14 protein-coding genes are annotated in these 16,896 nt (G+C 36.0%); 1 reads left to right on the forward strand and 13 read right to left on the reverse strand.

Features of this window, described 5'->3' with window-relative positions:
* Positions 1-7 precede the first annotated feature (7 nt).
* Together mutS and cotE are read right to left on the reverse strand one after the other, a co-directional pair.
* Positions 8-2,572 carry a DNA mismatch repair protein MutS gene (gene mutS, locus C7437_RS04400; RefSeq protein WP_111438406.1) on the reverse strand — a complete coding sequence of 855 codons (2,565 nt, stop codon included), beginning with the start codon at positions 2,570-2,572 and terminating at the stop codon, positions 8-10.
* Between the two features lie 133 nt (positions 2,573-2,705).
* On the reverse strand, positions 2,706-3,236 hold the full coding sequence (gene cotE, locus C7437_RS04405; RefSeq protein ID WP_111438407.1) for an outer spore coat protein CotE: 531 nt from the start codon (positions 3,234-3,236) through the stop codon (positions 2,706-2,708).
* A 162-nt stretch (positions 3,237-3,398) separates the two neighbouring features.
* Here cotE and C7437_RS04410 point away from each other — a divergent pair, with 162 nt between their 5' ends.
* Positions 3,399-4,604 carry a CynX/NimT family MFS transporter gene (locus C7437_RS04410; protein WP_111438408.1) on the forward strand — a complete coding sequence of 402 codons (1,206 nt, stop codon included), beginning with the start codon at positions 3,399-3,401 and terminating at the stop codon, positions 4,602-4,604.
* Positions 4,605-4,948: 344 nt separating this feature from the next.
* Here C7437_RS04410 and C7437_RS04415 read toward each other — a convergent pair whose 3' ends face one another.
* From C7437_RS04415 to C7437_RS04465, 11 genes are all read right to left on the reverse strand, one after another.
* Entirely contained in the window at positions 4,949-5,173 is a 225-nt protein-coding gene (locus tag C7437_RS04415) for a hypothetical protein (protein WP_111438409.1), read from the reverse strand.
* A gap of 165 nt (positions 5,174-5,338) precedes the next feature.
* The gene (locus C7437_RS04420) at positions 5,339-6,397 is read right to left on the reverse strand and encodes a nitric oxide synthase oxygenase (RefSeq protein WP_111438410.1); all 1,059 of its coding nucleotides are present in this window, start codon (positions 6,395-6,397) and stop codon (positions 5,339-5,341) included.
* A gap of 162 nt (positions 6,398-6,559) precedes the next feature.
* Positions 6,560-8,581: a TRAP transporter permease gene (locus C7437_RS04425; RefSeq protein ID WP_111438411.1), complete on the reverse strand. Its 2,022-nt coding sequence runs from the start codon at positions 8,579-8,581 to the stop codon at positions 6,560-6,562.
* Entirely contained in the window at positions 8,571-9,080 is a 510-nt protein-coding gene (locus tag C7437_RS04430; RefSeq protein WP_111438994.1) for a DUF1850 domain-containing protein, read from the reverse strand. The genes C7437_RS04425 and C7437_RS04430 overlap by 11 nt, the downstream gene beginning before the upstream one ends.
* A gap of 69 nt (positions 9,081-9,149) precedes the next feature.
* Positions 9,150-10,178, reverse strand: coding sequence for a TAXI family TRAP transporter solute-binding subunit (locus C7437_RS04435; protein ID WP_245909208.1), 1,029 nt, complete (start codon positions 10,176-10,178; stop codon positions 9,150-9,152).
* A gap of 172 nt (positions 10,179-10,350) precedes the next feature.
* A complete protein-coding gene (locus tag C7437_RS04440; protein ID WP_111438413.1) occupies positions 10,351-10,785 on the reverse strand; it encodes a YlbF/YmcA family competence regulator in 435 nt (144 codons plus the stop codon).
* Positions 10,782-12,332, reverse strand: a complete 1,551-nt coding sequence (gene miaB, locus C7437_RS04445; protein WP_111438414.1) for a tRNA (N6-isopentenyl adenosine(37)-C2)-methylthiotransferase MiaB — start codon at positions 12,330-12,332, stop codon at positions 10,782-10,784. Before miaB ends, C7437_RS04440 begins: the two co-directional genes overlap by 4 nt.
* 146 nt (positions 12,333-12,478) lie before the next feature.
* A complete protein-coding gene (locus tag C7437_RS04450; protein WP_111438415.1) occupies positions 12,479-13,345 on the reverse strand; it encodes a 2-oxoacid:ferredoxin oxidoreductase subunit beta in 867 nt (288 codons plus the stop codon).
* Complete coding sequence (locus C7437_RS04455; RefSeq protein WP_111438416.1) at positions 13,345-15,087, reverse strand: 2-oxoacid:acceptor oxidoreductase subunit alpha; 1,743 nt, start codon at positions 15,085-15,087, stop codon at positions 13,345-13,347. Before C7437_RS04455 ends, C7437_RS04450 begins: the two co-directional genes overlap by 1 nt.
* 632 nt (positions 15,088-15,719) lie before the next feature.
* On the reverse strand, positions 15,720-15,986 hold the full coding sequence (locus C7437_RS04460; protein ID WP_111438417.1) for a stage V sporulation protein S: 267 nt from the start codon (positions 15,984-15,986) through the stop codon (positions 15,720-15,722).
* An 84-nt stretch (positions 15,987-16,070) separates the two neighbouring features.
* Positions 16,071-16,868 (reverse strand): TIGR00282 family metallophosphoesterase, encoded by a 798-nt coding sequence (locus C7437_RS04465; RefSeq protein ID WP_111438418.1) that lies wholly within the window; start codon positions 16,866-16,868, stop codon positions 16,071-16,073.
* Positions 16,869-16,896: the final 28 nt, after the last annotated feature.

Genomic DNA, 16,896 nt, shown 5'->3' on the forward strand with positions numbered 1-16,896 from the left:
ATATGCTTTATTCTATTTCATTTTGAAGTTCAAATAATAACTGTAATGCTTCAAGAGGTGTTGTTCCTGAAATATTTATTTTCTTGAGTTTCTTCACAATCTTTTCAGATGCACTATTTTCTTGACTAGTTTTTTTAGTCGGATGTTCCATCTGTTCATCAAAAAATGACAATTGTGCTTCTTTTACTTGAGAAACCTCTGAAACCTTTTTGTCTTTTTCCTCAAACGTTTCGAGTATTTCACGCGCTCTTTTTATGAGTTCTTCTGGTAATTGAGCAAGTTGTGCCACATGAATTCCATAACTCTTATCTGCCGGGCCACTTTTAAGTTTATGTAAAAAGACAACTTTCCCGTCTTTTTCAGTAGCAGATACATGCACATTACGTAATTTTGATAGTGTTTGTTCTAGGTCTGTCAATTCATGATAATGGGTTGAAAATAAAGTATTTGCACCAATATGATTATGAATATGCTCCATCATTGCTTGTGCCAAACTCATCCCGTCATATGTGGAAGTTCCACGACCAATTTCATCGAATAAAAGCAAACTTTTTTCAGTGGCATTCATAATAGCATGTTGAGATTCGATCATTTCAATCATAAATGTACTTTGCCCACCTGCTAAATCATCCGCTGCTCCAATTCGGGTGAAAATTTTATCTACAATTGGTAATTGAGCAGACTCTGCGGGTACGTAGCAGCCAATCTGTGCCATGATTACTGTAATAGCTATTTGCCTCATAAATGTACTTTTACCTGACATATTGGGTCCAGTAATTAATAACATATTTTCTTGTTCCGTTAAAATACAATCATTCGGTACATAGAGCTGATTATTCATCATTTTCTCAACAACTGGATGCCTTCCTTCTTTTATATTCATCTCATTTGACTCGTGGAAGGTGGGTTTTGTTAAACGATATTTTTCAGCCACTTGAGCAAATGAAATATAGACATCTAGTTCACTAATTTGTTTAGCAAGCTTTTGAACCCTTGCGATATATTCTTTAATTTCTTCTCTTAATTGTGTAAATAGTTCATATTCTAAAAGTAGGCTTTCGTCTTCTGCAGAAAGAATAAGTGATTCTTTTTCTTTCAACTCGTCCGTAATATAACGTTCGGCATTAGCTAATGTTTGTTTACGCGTATATCTTTCTTCATCCGCTAAATGAATATTAGATTTAGTAAGTTCTATATAATAGCCGAATATTCTGTTATACCCTATTTTTAAGTTTTTTGCTCCTGTAATTTCACGTTCTCTTTTTTCTAATTCCGCTATCCATTTTTTCCCGTTAACGGATGCATCTCTAAGTTGATCTAAACGTTCGTTATATCCATTATTAATGACTCCACCGTCTTTTATAGCAATCGGTGGATGTTCACTAATAGATTTTTCAAGAATCTTCCAAATATCCTGACAGTCTTCTAATGCATCCCCTAATTTTTGTAATGTACTATCAGTTGAATCCATTAATAGCCCTTTAATGAGCGGGATTATTGAAAGTGATTGTCTTAGCTGTGCAAGGTCTCTACCTCCAGCATTACCAAAACCTATTCTTCCTACTAAACGCTCTAAATCATACACCTGTTTAAATGACTCTTTTGTTTCTTCTCGCAACATAAAGTCGTCTAAGAAACTGGTTACTATCTCCAAGCGTGCTTCTATCGCTTTTTTATTGGCTAGGGGTTGGTGAATCCATTGTTTTAGTTTTCTTCCTCCCATTGCCGTAATCGTTTCATCTAATAACCAAAGAAGCGTCCCTTTTTGATCTGCATTTCTAATTGATGAAATTAGCTCTAGATTTCGCTTGGAGTGATAATCCATTACCAAAAAAGAATCTCTCGTTTGAAAAGTAAAGGCTTGTATATGTAGGAGCGATCGTTTTTGCGTTTTTTGAATGTATTGCAATAAGCGTTTGACTGTTCGATGTACCTCTATAGGATGATTTAATAGATACTTTTCTCCTTCTAAATCACTGATCTCTTCGTGTTCAATCGATAAAGTAAAGTCATGAATGGCAGATAAATCATTAATCAATACAAATAATTGCTCACTGACAATTAACTCTTTAGCTTGGATGGATAGTAACTCTTGTACGACTTCCTTCTCATCACCATGTAGGATCGTTGTGAAACCATCTCCTGTTGATACATCTAAATAGGAAAAAGCAACTTCATTTGTGGATATAAGATCTGCAGATGCAATATAGTAATTCGTTTTATTGTGCATCCCTTTTCCTTCCATCATAGTCCCAGGCGTCACCAGGCGCACTACTTCCCTTTTCACGACACCTTTTGCTTCTCGCGGATCTTCCACTTGTTCACAAATAGCGACTTTATATCCTTTACTGACCAGATTCTCAATATAGCCTTGTGCAGCATGATGTGGCACTCCACACATGGGAACATTATCTTTTCTACTTGTAAGAGTGATTTCTAAAATAGCGGATGCTTTGATCGCATCTTCATTAAACAATTCGTAAAAATCTCCTAAACGGAAAAACAGAAATGCATCTATGTATTCGCTTTTTATTTTTAAATATTGTTGCATCATAGGTGTATGTGTTGTCATAAGTTGTCCTTCTCTCTTCTATACTTCTCTTCTTATTGTCTAGACTCCAGCACCTTGCCCCGATAGGTGCTTGCGCTTTTCTTTATTATAACAAAATTCACAGAAAAAAAAGCCGGAAGTACTCTCCGGCTACTTAAAGTGAGGATGACGGGTGCTGTTCATGAGAAGAACTAGATGAACTGGAAGAACTTTCGTTTTTAAATGACCATTCTTCTTCGATTTCTTGATCCTCTACTTGAATAAATACTTTTGTTTCCCCTACTATTTCTGCAAGAAGCTCTCTCTCTACTGTTACTTGGAATTGAGATCCATCTACAATAATTGCTTCCGTACAATTTGGTTGTTGAATGACACGCACATAGACTTCTTCTCCTGAAGACTCACGATCGCGGTAGTTTAACTTAATTTTATCTTTATAGCTAACTGCTTCCGTAAATACAGAAGTTTTGGAATGATCATGATGAGCATACCAAATATTTATATCGAACTTTCCAGTGACTTCAACATACTTTCCATTTTTCTTCGCTTGGTGCGTATGATTGATAACCCAGCACCCTAAAATACTAGATGGTGTATTTGGTGGTCGAAGCGTTTCACATGATTCCGTTCTTTTCTTTCCTTTTGCAATTACAGCTTTCGTCACAATTTGTCGTAAGTTTTTCATTTTTTTCCTCCTTGTAATCAAGTCATAACATCATATGCGCTATATGCCCAATCGGTTCATCATTCGACTTTGTTCGATTGACCTTCCTCTGGAAAGCTTTTACAATGAAGGAATGCATAGGACTATAATATTCAAACTTAGATTTGATAGGAGAGAATTTGATTGCCAAAGGAACAAGCGAAAAATAAATGGAGCATTATTTTACTGGTTGCCGGAATTGTCTTTATCTCAATTACACTTAGATCGCCACTTACTGCAGTAGGACCTATTATTTCTTCTATTCGAGATGGACTAGCTATTTCTAATGTTTTGGCAGGATTTATCACTACTATACCACTGCTTGCATTTGCTATTATTTCACCTTTCGCGCCAAAAATTTCACGACGTTTTGGAATGGAATTGACTTTGTTTTTATCGATTATATTATTAGCTTTAGGAATTATTGTGCGTTCCTTAGGTACCACTTCTTTCTTACTTGTAGGAACAGCTTTAATCGGTATAGCCATCTCTTTTGGAAATGTACTATTGCCCGGTTTAATAAAATTGAAATTTCCATTACAAGTTGGTTTAATGACAGCTATTTTCACTGTTTCGATGAATTTAAGTGGAGGAATTGGGGCTGGATTAAGTTACCCTATAGCTAATGGTACTTCTTTTGGTTGGCAAGGTGCTCTTGGATTTTGGGCAATTTTAGCCATCGTTGCAATAATTGTTTGGATTCCTCAATTAAAGAATCGGGAACAAATTTCGGAAACGCAAAAAGTTCCATTATTAGAAAATCAAAAATCCATTCTATTATCCCCATTAACTTGGTCAATTACATTATGTATGGGATTACAATCACTTATTTTTTATACAACAGCTGCGTGGATACCTGCTATTTTGCAATCTCAAGGAATGGACGCAGATAAATCTGGCTGGATGTTATCCATTATGCAATTTTCACAATTGCCAATGACATTTATCGTTCCAATAATCGCAGGCCGTTTGAAAGATCAACGTCTACTTGTTGTCATTTATACTGTTCTATATTTAATAGGATTCACTGGATTACTTGTTGGACCTGCAACTCTTTCAATCGTTTGGATGATTTCTATCGGTTTAGCTGGAGGTGCATCATTTGGATTAGTTATGATGTTTTTCTCTCTCCGTTCACGCACTTCTATGCAAGCTGCCGAACTTTCTGGAACAGCTCAATCAATCGGTTATTTACTAGCTGCAGTAGGTCCAGTTTTCTTCGGACTACTTCATGAGGAGACTGGAAGCTGGTTTTCCCCAATCATTCTGTTTATCGTAACAGCAATCCTGTTATTCTTGTCAGGAATGCACGCAGGTAGAGATCGATATGTATTTCCATTATCAAATTAGAAAAGCGCAAGCGCCCTTTTTCTAAATGAACGTTGTCGGTTCGCTTTGGACGAAACTTTTTGTATTAGAATAAACGAGAAAAAGATCGGGGGCTACGTGACTGTGTCACGTAGCCCCCGATCTTTTCGGTCACCCTATTACAATTGTTTGTCCGTCGCTCCCCTAAAACATTGAAGGGAAAAGAGCAAATGCTTTGGGTAATAAAAGAAGAGATACTTTTCTACATAGTAAAGTGCGCCTGAAAATGCAATTTCAGGCGCCATCCGCTTTTCTATAAAATAATACTTCCTTATTTTTATAGAAGAGTTCCTTGTCTACATAAGTTACTAAAAGAAAATAAGATTCTATTTAGAAGTGTCTCTAAAAAAGGAAGAAGCATTCATCCAAGTAAGACGTGACATGACAGCCAAAATTGCATCTTTGGCGTCCTCTTTAGGTAAGCATGCGGTTCCTCTCTTCTTAACCAAAGCTTTCACACAATGATTCCGATTATTTTTGGAGAGCGGCGGACGGTCGTAAGCTACATGATTACTAAAATGAGGAGGAGCTGAAGAAAGTGACGCAGTCATTTTCTTCAGCTCCTGTTTTTCTTTTAAGTTAAAGTGTAAGTCTTTCGTACTGTCCAGAGCGATCTAGCAAAAATCGTACAACCTGTTTTCGAAGTCGAGGAAACTCTTATACTTTCTTATCTAATAGAAAAAGGAATCAGCTTATTAATAAGCTGATTCCTCTTTTTATGTAAACGGGCATTTTTGATACGAAAAATTAGGATCTTTCTTTTCATTATTATAAGGTTTGTGAAAAACATGCGTGGTTGCAGGTGATAACGGTGGAATGAGCCAAGTCCAGTTCCCAGTTACATCACGACCTGCCTCTTCTTCATTTATTTCAAATCGTTTAAATTGTTGCGCCGCAGTATGATGATCTACAATGCTAACGCCATCTTCTTTAAAAGAATGTAATACCGCAACATTTAGTTCAACTAACGCACGATCTTTCCATAAAGAAGCATTCGATTTTGTATTTAACTCCATCTTCTCAGCTATTTTAGGAAGCATATTGTACCGTTCAACATCAGCCAAATTTCTTGCACCAATTTCTGTTCCCATATACCAGCCATTAAATGGGGAAGCCATATATGAAATGCCCCCTACATCTAATTTCATATCTGAAATCATCGGAACTGCATACCACTTCAATTGTAAATTCTTAAACCATTCAAACTCCGGATGACGAATCGAAACTTGTACTAAATATTCTTCTGGGATTTCAAATAACATCGGCGGATTATTATCCACTTGGATTACCAGTGGTAGCATATCAAATCTTCCCCATTTTGCTTTCCACCCTAGGCTAATACATTGATTTGTAAAGTCGATAGAACTTGAATCCCCAATTACCCCATTTTCTGTTATATAACCAGCATAACGAGTCAATTGATGATTCCAAATCCGAACAGATTTAGGGTCAAAAACAGTAATAGTCGGCTTTATTCTTCCTTCATTTGTAGCGAACTGAATATGTTCCAGTAAAGCTTCATAAATTTCTTGCTCAGTATGCTTATCTCTTTTGTCAATTACATGTAGAGTTTGCCAAAATAATCGACCAATGCATTTATTGCTATTACGCCAAGCTAGTTTTGCTCCATACGTTAGCTCATCGGTTGTATGTATATACGTTCCTGTTGTATGTATTTCCATTGCTATTTGATCCATACGCTGTTGAAATTGTTGTTCACTTTTTTCAGTTTCCCAGTAAAATGTGCGAATAAATTCCTCTGCTTTTTTTAACATCGGTCCTATCCTTCCTTGTCATCTTTTTTCACTATCTTTATCATAAAGCAACAAGTAGCTCTCAAACAGATTAATAAGGCTAATAATTGTGATAGATTTATGTCCGGAATATCCATTTCCACTTCACAAAAAGAACGAGCCAATAATGACCCGTTCGTAAGCTTATCCTGTAATGATAACTTCTTTATTTTTATCATTCTTTTCACGTGTTAATAACTGAATCACAAACAAAATTACAAAGATGACTAATCCAACAATATCTGACAGGCTTTCTGGATAGATCAGTAATAATCCTGCTCCAATTGCAAATAATCGTTCAATCCATGTTACTTTACGATACCAATATCCAACTATTCCTGCTCCAATCGAAATCATACCGATCATGGCAGTAAATGTAACCCAAATTATCTCAGGTACGGTCGTATCTATCATTAGTAATGATGGAGAGAATACAATCATATAAGGAATAATGAAAGCTGCTATCGCTAATTTCGAAGCTTCCACACCTGTTTTAATTGGATCTCCACCTGAAATTCCAGATGCCGCAAAGGCGGCTAGTGCTACCGGTGGGGTTATATCCGCGATAATTCCGAAATAGAACACGAAGAAATGCGCTGATAATAACACTGTAATAGGTATAGCGGCTTGAGCTATGTCAGGAGCTAGTAATGTAATAATAGCTGGTGCTGCAATCGTCGAAGTAATAACATAGTTCGCCGTTGTAGGAGCACCCATCCCTAAAATAAGTGATGCGATCATTACAAAGAACAAAGTGAGTAATATACTTCCACCGGCAAGTTTAACTAAGTTAGTTGCTAAACTTAATCCTAGTCCAGTCTTTACAACAACTCCTACTATTATCCCAGCACATGCTGTAGCAATTACTACGGCTAATGCTGTACGTGCCCCATCTACTAATGCATCTAAAATATCAATAAAACCTATTCTCGTATCTTTATTAATCATCCCAACTATTATACATGCTACTATACCGTATAATGCAGAGTGAATGACTGGAACCCCAACCAACATTAACACGATAATTAAGAAAATCGGTAAAATTAAATATAGTTTTTTAAATATTTCTTTACGATCTGGCATTTGCTCATCAGTTAACCCGCGAAGTCCTAAACGTTTTGCTTCAAAGTGAGTCATAATCCAAATTCCTGCAAAATAAAGTAAGGCAGGAATTGCTGCTGCTTTAGCAATGTCCCAATACGTTACTCCACGTCCGATAAATTCAACCATTAAAAATGCAGCTGCTCCCATAATTGGAGGCATTAACTGACCACCAGTAGATGATGCTGCTTCTACCGCACCTGCAAATTCCTTCTTATAGCCGAGCGACTTCATCATTGGAATTGTATATGCACCAGATGTTACGACATTTGCTACAGAACTTCCTGAAATTGTCCCTTGCAAAGCAGATGAGAATATCGCTACTTTCGCAGGACCACCAATTAGCTTTCCGGCAACCGCAACGGATAGATCATTAAAATATTCACCAACACCCGTTTTTACTAAAAATGCGCCGAATAATAAGAATGCGAAAATGTATGTCGACGAAACAGCAAGTGGCGTTCCTAATATCCCATCTGTAGTAAAGAACATTAAATTGACGATATTATCAATACTTTGTCCACGATGCGCCATAAAGTCTGGGAAATAACGTCCCCAATATGCATATATTAAAAATAATGATGCAATAATCATAATAGGTAAACCTACTGCACGTCTTGATGCTTCTAATACAAGTACTACTGCAATTAGGCCTACAATAAAATCCATTCGCTCTAACTGCCCTAAGCTTTGTACTAAACGATTATAGTTTACCGTCCAATAACTTCCGACTAATATTGCACCAGCAACTAAAATATAATCATAAAACGGTATTTTTTTCTTTGAAAATTTCCTCGATGCTGGAAATAGTAAGAAAACAAATACCAATCCGAATCCTAAATGAACAGTTCGTTGGATTTGCGCTGGGAATTGACCAAAAATAGCGGTGTACAGTTGAAATAAAGAAAAGGCCATTAATCCAAAGTAAATAATATGTTTCATAGCTCCACCTAAAGTACGTGTATTCGATTCAATATCGTACTTTTCTAAAATGGCCTGTTGTTCTTCTGCAGATAATTCCTCATACTGATTATCTTGCAGTTTCGGGGTTTTCTTAACGTCCATTTAATTTGACTCCTTTCATTTTTTGATATAAAGAAAGTTTCTTCACTTCAAATAAGTATGACTTACCTCTTACAAGTTCCTTTTTCAAATTAAAATTCTTTTCCCCATACTTTAAACTCAAGCCATAGTTGACATCACCGATATGTAGTGTGAAATTAGGTAAAATAGACTCGTCGTATCGTAATGTATAAACTCCATTCTCATATTCCAGAGTTTGACCTTCTTCAGCGTACCCTGGCATACCGATGGCTACATCTGTATATTGCATCGATATTAATAGAATTTCTTCCGAATCTAGCACTTTATAACTTTCAATGACATCTGTCAGATGAATAGTATGTGTAAAAATAAATTGAAACTCTTTTTCGGCATTCATCGATATATAGTGGATGCTTGGCTTTTCACTACGAGTCTCTGTAAAAGTAAAAACCGACCAAAGCGGAGTAAAATAAAAGCTAATACAAATAAAGATGAAAAGTACCAAAAGTTTTTTTTTCATGTAGTGTCCTACTTTATAAGAAAAGGAGCCTGAAGCTATTCGCAACAGAGCTCCTCTTTTTCTGTTTGATTATTTGTTTACTTCATCGAAATATTTTTGTGCTCCTGGGTGAACTTCAATATTGATTCCACTTAATCCAGTTTCTGCTTTTATGAATGCACCTTTTGCATGGCTAATTTTTTCTGTATTATCATAAATAGATTTTGTAATTTCATAAACAAGATCTTCTGGAAGCTCCTTTTTAACAGCTATCATCGCAAGTACCGATACTGTTGGTACTTCAGCTTCTAAACCGTAAGTCCCTGCAGGAATAAGATCCTTTGAATAATATGGATATTTTTTAATTAATGCATCAGCTTTTTCATCGCTTACTGGAATGATAGAAACCTTATTCGTTGCGTTTAACGCTTCAACAGCACCTGTTGGATAACCAGCTGTTATGAATGCAGCATCGATTTGTCCAGATTGAATTCCTTCTGTCGATTCACCGAAATCTAAGTTTTGGGCTTCGATGTCATCCATCGTTAAACCGTGAATTTCAAGTAATTGTTCCGCGTTCGCATAAGTACCAGAACCTGGTGCACCAACCGAAACTTTTTTTCCTTTTAAATTTTCAAATGAAGTAATACCTGAATCTGCAAGAGTTACTAATTGAACAGTTTCTGGGTAAAGTGCTCCTAAAGCTGATATCGAGTCAATTTTTTGACCTTCAAACATTAGAAGTCCTTCCGTAGCATAATATGCAATATCCGTTTGTACGAAAGCAATTTCACCTTCACCATTTTGTAAAGCTGTCATGTTCGCAGCTGATGCTTGAGAAACTTCAGCTGTTGTTTTAACCTCAGTACCAGTTGATATTAAATCTGCAAATGTTCCTCCAAGTGCATAATAAGTTCCTTGTGTCCCACCTGTTAAAATACTTAAAAAGTCATAGTCTCCCATATCCTTTGTAGTATCATCAACAACTTCTTCACTTGTTTCTCCTTCTGTTTCATCCACAGTTGAAGTAGTTGCATCCTCTTCTGAACTACATGCCGATAGGATGATTAGTATAAATAAACTAAAAATAGCCACCCATTTTAATTGTTTTCTCTTCAATCCAATTCCCCCCACTTTATCTATTTCCCTCTTGTACATAATAATATTAACATAACAGACCTTATAATTGTCAATATCTTTAGTATATTCCGTATTGTTAGATAATATATTATTATAGAAAAATGGCTACTATGTTGAATTCTCAACATAGTAGCCATTTAATAATATTCAATTAAGAACAACTATCATAAGTTGTATTTTTCACCTTAGAGCCAGTTTCTCCTCTAAGAAGATCGCCTTCAGTTGCTTCTATAATTTGGTTTGTTACATTATTAGAAATAGAGTTTGCTACTAATTGTAACAGACTATTAACATCTCCTTGAGATTGTTTAAACTCTTGCACGATTGGCAGTTCATCTATTTCAGCTTCAATTGCTTCAATTTTTCCCTCTATCATCTTTAATGCTTTTTCTTTACCTAAATGTTGAAAATTAACAGCTTGTTTTTGTAGGCTTTTAAGACTTGCAATTTTTTCACGTACTTTTTGATTTTCATTTATTTGTTCTTCTGCACGCTTAAAAAACTCTACTTCTTCAGTGTTTGCAATCATTGTTGCAATTTCTTTTGCTTTTTCGATAATATCGTCTCTAGTATATTTTGTAGTCATCCTATTTCCACCTTTTGTCCATTTGGTACTTTTACCAGTTCTCCAGTAAGTGACCATGTTTTTGCTTCTATAATTTTTACTTTTACTAACTGACCAATAATTTCTTTCGGTCCTACGAAATTCACTAACTTACTTTTTCTTGTATACCCTGCTAGAACATCCGGGTTATTTTTACTTTCTCCTTCTACTAACACTTCTACAATTTGACCTTGATGTTTTTTCATAGCTTCCGCAGACATGTGATTTACTAACTTGTTCAAACGTTGTAAACGATCTTTTTTAACTTCCATCGGTACGTTATCTATCATCTTGGCAGCTGGTGTACCTTCTCGTGGTGAATAAATATACGTATAAGCCATTTCATATCCAACTTCTTTATATAGAGACATTGTTTCTTCAAATTGTTCCTCTGTTTCATTTGGGAATCCAACAATAATATCTGTGGTTAAAGAAACATTTGGAATAGCTAATTTAAGCTTACGAACAAGTTCTAAATAATGTTCTCTTGAATATTTACGTGCCATTATTTTCAGAATGTCAGTTGAACCTGATTGGACTGGTAAATGAATATGTTCCACTAGGTTTCCACCTTTTGCAAGTACTTCGATTAACGGATCATCGAAATCTCTTGGGTGGCTAGTCATAAAGCGAATACGTGCAACATCAATTTTTCGAAGATCATCCATTAAATTACCGAACCGGTAGTCCGAATCTTCAAAGTCTTTTCCGTAAGCGTTTACGTTTTGACCTAGTAATGTGACCTCTTGATATCCTTGCGCAGCAAGATGCCTAATTTCTTGAATGATTTCCTTTGGTTGACGACTTCGCTCTTTCCCACGTGTATAAGGGACAATACAATATGTACAGAACTTATCACAGCCATACATAATATTTACCCATGCTTTAATAGATCCTTTTCGTACTCTTGGAAGGTTTTCGATTACATCGCCTTCTTTTGACCAAACTTCTATTACCATTTCTTTTGAAAGATACGCTTCGTTTAATATATTTGGAAGACGATGAATATTATGTGTTCCAAAAATCATATCTACTTGATCATACGTTTTTAATATTTTATTTACAACTGATTCTTCTTGGGACATACAGCCACAAACACCAATTAATACATCTGGATTATTTCTTTTTAATTGCTTAAAATGGCCTAGCTCACCAAATACTTTATTTTCTGCATTTTCACGAATAGCACATGTATTTAACAATACAACGTTTGCATCTTCCACTGAATCAGTTGGCTCATACCCTAACTGCATGAAAATACCTGCCATTACTTCTGTATCATGTTCATTCATTTGGCAACCATACGTACGGATATAAAATTTACGATTTTTACCCATCTCTTTAAATTGTTCTGCAATAGCAAAATCATGTTGGTAAGAAATTTCTTCTTTGCCCCGTTTTTTTGCATTTTTTAAGGATGGTGGAGTGTAAATAGCTTGAAAATACGTACTATAATCTTTCTCAGAATTTTTTTCTGGAAAAATAGGCTCTTTTATTTGAGTACTTTCTAGACGTGATTCTTCGTTCATCAGCATGCTCCTTTCTTTCACTCGTAAATAATAGTTTCCCATTCTAATATTATACTGAATAAAAGAGAGAAGCTACAAGGCTTTCAACTTAAAAGTTGGTAATTAGACAAATAAAGACTGCCAATTTTAATCGGCAGTCTTTAAATTTACATGAAGTCTTGTAATAATACATTAAATTCTTCTTCGCTCATCTTTAAGTTTTGATCTACAAGCGGATTTTCTGCATATCCAATTACTTGGTCTTGGTAAGAAGGAGCATTTTCATTTTGATAAATAATTCCTGTAACTAGCCCTTCTCTTTCCATTACTACTTTGATAGCTTCTTCACGACTTGAAGAATCATATCCTTCGATTGCAGAGAGTTTCGTTAAGTTTTCTTTAAACCAGTCATACGTATTTACTTTATTATACGTAACACATGGGCTGAAAACATTGATAAACGAGAACCCTTTGTGGTTTATTCCTGCTTCAATAATCGCAGTTAACTCTTTAATATCAGATGAGAAACCTTGAGCTACAAAAGTGGCTCCAGAAGTAAGTGCTAGTTCTAATGGGTTAAGGGAAGGTTCAATTGCCCCACCTGGAGTTGATTTTGTTTTAAATCCTTCTGCAGAACGCGGAGAAGTTTGACCTTTTGTAAGTCCGTAAATTTGATTATCCATGACTACATATGTTATATCGATATTGCGACGAATCGAATGAATGGTATGACCAAGTCCGATCGCAAAACCATCTCCATCTCCACCAGAAGCAATAACTTTTAAATCTTTGTTCGCCATTTTTAATCCTTGGGCAATTGGTAAAGCACGCCCATGAATACCATGGAATCCATATGAGTGAATATAACCTGAAATACGACCTGAACAACCAATCCCTGAAATCACTGCTAAATCATGTGGTTGGATTCCAACATTTGCTGCTGCACGTTGTATAGCAGCTTGAACAGAAAAGTCACCACAACCTGGGCACCAGTTAGGCTTTACATTATTACGGAAGTCTTTAAATGTTACCATCAGTTAAGCAACTCCTTTACTTGTTTTTCAAGTTGTAACGGTAAGAATGGTGTACCATCATATTTTGTAACATTGATTACTTTACCATGTCCGCCAACATTCATTTTTAATATATTCGCTAATTGGCCCGTTGCATTATTTTCAACGACCATTACTTTTTTTGCCCCTGCAACAAGCGGTAGAACTTGTTCTACTGGGAATGGATGAATTAACCGAATATGCGCATGGTTCACTTTCATACCTTGATCAATAAGTGTTTGTTGCAATTCTTCTAAAACTCCTCTTGTCGAGTTAAATCCAACAAATAAAATATCCGCTTCTTCATAAGGAGCATTTACATATACAGGTTCATTAAAGTTAATATGTTTCAGCTTACCTAAACGTTTATCCATTTGTGCTATACGGTTTGTTGCGGATTCAGATGGTTTACCTGTTTCATCATGTTCTACACCAGTTACGTGATGAATTGCGTGTTCAGTTCCTGGTAATACACGTGGTGAAATACCGTCTTCTGTCACTTCAAATCGTTTGAAATATGATTTATCTTCAGCTACAGGAATTTCTTCATTTTGAACTAATTTACCACGACGAATTTCGATTTTCGAATAGTCGAATGGTTCAACTGTTTGTTTTCCAAGTGATAATTGTAAATCCGATAAGATAATAACTGGACATTGTAATTCTTCTGCAATATTAAAAGCTTGGATTGTATCGAAAAATGCTTCTTCACCTGTACTTGGTGCAATTACTACTTTCGGAATTTCACCATGCGTACCATAAATCATCTGCATTAAATCAGATTGTTCTTGTTTCGTCGGTAAGCCAGTTGAAGGTCCCCCACGCTGTGTATCCACTATTACTAGTGGTTGCTCTGTCATACCAGATAAACCGATCGCTTCCATCATTAGTGATAGTCCCGGACCTGCTGAAGCTGTGAATGCACGCACACCACCGTAGTTCGACCCTATCGCCATAGTTGCTGCTGCAATTTCGTCTTCTGTTTGAATAACTGCTCCTCCAAACAAAGGTAGCTTTTTAATCATATATTCCATAATTTCAGAAGCTGGAGTAATTGGGTATGCAGCCATAAAACGAACACCTGCTGAAAGTGCACCCATTGCAATTGCATCATTACCAATCATAAATAAACGATGCTTACCATCTGCAGGTACTAGTTCCCATTCACCTAAACGGTCTCCTAACTGCTCCGCCATTTGATTGAAGCCTTGTTGAATTGCTTGCATATTTTTTTCGACAACTTCTCGTCCTTTTTTACCAAAAATCTCATCTACTACTCCTTGGAATACTGCTTGATCCAAGTTCAGTAATGCAGAGGTTGCTCCAATTGCTACCATGTTTTTCATAAGAGATGTACCAAGTTCTGCCGCTATTTCTGTAAATGGAACGATATACATTGGAGCTAAACAACCCTCTGGTACAATCGGTGAAAATTTACTGTCTGCTAAAATAATACTTTTACTTGTTAACTCTTTATAATTTACTTCTATTGTTTCCTGATCGAAAGCTACTAGTATATCTAAATCATCAGGTATTGTACGAACCTGTGTAGGTCGCACACAGATTTTATTATTTGTATGTCCACCTTTTATACGAGAAGAAAAGTGACGGTATCCATACAAGAAGTATCCAAGGCGATTCATAGCCGTAGAGAAAATTTCCCCCGTACTTTCGATACCTTCCCCTTGCTGTCCTCCTACTTTCCAAGAAAGCTGTTGCAACATATTAACATCTCCTTACTATCTGGTTAAATACATTTTTCTTTCATTAGTTTATCATGAAGTACTCTTAATCACTATGTATTCAAAGATTTTCAACTTAAATTCAGACCTTTGACGGAAAAGCATTGTCACAAAAATTTAAGAAAAGCGAAAGCGCCCTTTTTCTATGTGGACTTTAACGGCTCGCTTTGGACGAAACTTATGGTAACTGGTTAAACGAGAAAGAAATCGATGAGCTACTAGAAACCAACCCAAGCACCGCGATTAGATTGACCTCTTATTTCTACACGTTTAATATTTTCTATATTTTATTAATCATGATTTATAAAATATAGAAAAATGACTATACGACTTATCCAAAAATAAGTGCCAAAAGAGACTTTCCTCCTGTTTTTGCACTTATTTTAAATTATGTCGTATGTCAGTTTTGGGCATTTTTGAGGTTTTGAAGATTTTTATTGATAGGTTTATTTGAGGAGCGCTTTCTTGTTTTAGCCACAAACTCTCAGAGCGTTCGATTCTAAAACAACAAAGCTAGGCTGTCTTTTTTTGTGTCCCATGTCGATGAAATTCTTATACTTCCTTATCTATTTAAATAAAATTAAGCCACTACAGAAATCGTAGTGGCTTAATCATTATTTTGCTCTTTTTTCTACCAATAACTTCAAAGCCGTTCGGTCTTCACCTGAAATGACAATATCTGTGAAAGCCGGCGAACAAGTTAGATCTGTTCCACTAGGTGCAACAAATCCCCTTGCTATCGCGATCGCTTTAACAGCCTGATTCAATGCCCCTGCTCCTACTGCTTGCATCTCTGCATACCCTTGTTCTCTAATTACCGCAACCAATGCCCCAGCAACTGAATTAGGGTTTGAGCGGGAAGATACTTTTAATGCATCCACTATCATTTCTCCTTTTATAGCTAGATTATGAACTTCATTGTCGTTCATAACCTACTTTATGCTTGAGGGAAATAATTTAGACTCTTATGCTTGAAAAGGGTAGTCCTCATTTATATACACGCGCTCTTGATGTACTGCCTTGCCTGTCAAATCATCTACTTCTACAAAAAATCCACTTATGACAGTGCGACCACTTTTCGGAACTTCAAAACGTGTTGGCATATTTGTTTGAAAACGATAAAGAACGTTTTCTTTAGTCATTCCTAATACTTCATCGTAAGGACCAGTCATTCCTACATCCGTTATATATGCAGTACCCCCTGGTAATATACGTGAATCTGCAGTTTGTACATGCGTATGTGTTCCAACAACAACGGACGCTTTTCCATCCAAATGCCATCCGAATGCGATTTTTTCACTTGTCGCTTCGGCATGAAAATCTACAAAAATAATTGGAGATACTTTTTTTGCTTCTTCTACTAACTCAGTCGCTTTTTTAAATGGATCGTCATGTGGAGGTAAAAAAGTTCGACCGTGTAGATTAATGACAGATACTGTCACTCCATTTTTAGTAATCGACGTCATCCCTTTGCCTGGAGCATCTTCAGAGAAGTTTGCAGGACGTATTAAATAATCGGTGTCATCAATAAAATCCATAATTTCTTTCTGGTCCCATGTATGGTTACCCATTGTTACAACGTCAACACCCATATGCAATAATGATTGAAATATACTTTTTGTAATACCTCGTCCTGCTGCTGCATTTTCTCCATTTGCAATAACTACATCTGGACTATATTTTCTTTTTAATCGTGGTAAGTAACTTTCTAACGCATCTCTGCCCATCGAACCTACAATATCACCTATAAATAAAATTTTCACTTTACACTAACTTCCCTTCATAAAAAAA

Origin of the sequence: Psychrobacillus insolitus (assembly GCF_003254155.1) — a bacterium.
GTDB lineage: Bacteria > Bacillota > Bacilli > Bacillales_A > Planococcaceae > Psychrobacillus > Psychrobacillus insolitus.